Consider the following 1,806-nt stretch of genomic DNA (forward strand, 5'->3'; position numbering starts at 1 on the left):
TGGTGATCGTGAGTTACGTGAGTTAGTGGCCTGTGACTTGTGACCTAGTGAGTGAGAAGAGAGCCAGATGAGCCGCGCAGCGCACCCGGCCGGACCGCGACACGCTGACGTGCTGCCTGGTGGCGCGGTGCCTGCGCCGCCCGCTGATTTGAACTTGCTTGAGGCGAAGGTCTGGCCGTCGACGGTGCGGCGCGGCGACGACGGGGCGATCAGCGTCGGGGGCGTGTCGGTTCGCGAGCTGGCGGCTGAGCATGGGACGCCTGCTTATCTGATTGATGAGGCCGATTGGCGGATGCGGGCACGTGCCTGGCTGGCGGCGTTTGGTGACTACGACCAGGCGGAACCGCCGGTGCACTATGCCGGCAAAGCGTTTCTGTGCAGGGCGGTCGCTCGGTGGGCCGCGGAAGAGGGGCTTGGGCTCGATGTGTGTTCGGGTGGTGAGCTGGGGCTCGCCCTGGCCGTCGACTTCCCGGCGCATCGGCTGACCTTTCATGGGAACAACAAGTCGAACGCCGAGCTGGTTCGGGCGCTGGACGCGGGGGTCGGACGGATCGTGCTCGATTCGTTCGACGAGATCGAGCGGCTCGCGCAGCTCGCGGCGCAGCGTGGGCAGCGGCCGCGGGTGATGGCGCGCGTCACGGTCGGCGTCGAGGCGCACACCCATGAGTTCATCGCGACGGCGCATGAAGATCAGAAGTTCGGATTCTCGCTGAGCGGGGGATTGGCGGCCGAGGCGGTACGGCGGGTGCTCAAGCACGACTCGCTGGATCTGGTGGGGATCCACTCGCACATCGGGTCGCAGATCTTCGACACGTCCGGGTTCGAGGTGGCGGCGCACCGTGCGGTCGGGCTGCTTGCGTCCATTCGGGATGAGCACGGGATCAAGCTGCCGGAGTTGGACCTCGGCGGCGGGCTCGGGATCGCCTATACGAGTGAGGACGATCCGTCGGACGCGTTCGACATCGTGGCTGGGCTGAAAGCGATCGTGGGGCGGGAGAGTTTCGGGTACGGGCTTCCGATTCCGCGGCTCACGGTCGAACCGGGCCGGGCCATCGCAGGAACGCCCGGGATCAGCTTGTACGAGGTCGGAACGGTCAAAGTATTGGATGGGCTGCGGACATACGTGTCTGTGGACGGGGGCATGAGCGACAATATTCGTACCGCGTTGTACGACGCTGCGTATACGTGCACGCTCGCATCGCGCGCGTCCGAGGCGCCGCCGATGCTGGCCCGCGTCGTCGGTAAGCACTGCGAGTCCGGGGACATCGTGGTGCGTGATGCGTGGCTTCCCGCTGACATCGGGCCGGGTGACCTGCTCGCCGTGGCTGCTACCGGCGCGTACTGCCGTTCGATGGCGTCCAATTACAACCAAGCGTTGCGACCGCCGGTGGTGTCGGTCTGCGAGGGTGAGTCGCGGATGTTGGTGCGACGGGAGACGGAGGCCGATCTGCTGGCACTGGACATGGGGTGAGGCGTCGGGGCGGCGGCTGGTGGAGCGGGCGGTGGTGAGGTGAGCGGAGTTGACCGAGTCGGCAGAGCCGGCCGAGTCGACCGCGTTGGCGGGGCGTCCGTGGCGATGTCTCGGATGTTGGACAGCAGGTACCGGAAGACGAACTGACCGGCGAGACTTGCCCGGCAGGTCAAGCGGAGGACGAGGTTGGGAATCATGAGCGAGCGCCCGCTGAAGGTCGCGCTGCTGGGCTGCGGGGTCGTCGGCTCCGAGGTCGCCCGGCTCATGACGACCACCGCCGGTGACCTGGCCGCCCGGATCGGCGCCCCGCTCGAACTCGCGGGCATCGCGGTGCG

At 67.4% G+C, this 1,806-nt stretch carries 1 protein-coding gene and 1 pseudogene; both read left to right on the forward strand.

The features are described 5' to 3' along the window. Positions 1–67 precede the first annotated feature (67 nt). Positions 68–1,471, forward strand: a complete 1,404-nt coding sequence (lysA, locus tag VGS97_RS10365; RefSeq protein ID WP_326853120.1) for a diaminopimelate decarboxylase — start codon at positions 68–70, stop codon at positions 1,469–1,471. A 195-nt stretch (positions 1,472–1,666) separates the two neighbouring features. Beyond that, positions 1,667–1,806 (forward strand): annotated as a pseudogene (locus VGS97_RS29490) (homoserine dehydrogenase); the annotation flags it as partial.

Source organism: Actinocrinis sp., assembly GCF_035946395.1.
GTDB lineage: Bacteria > Actinomycetota > Actinomycetes > Streptomycetales > Catenulisporaceae > Actinocrinis.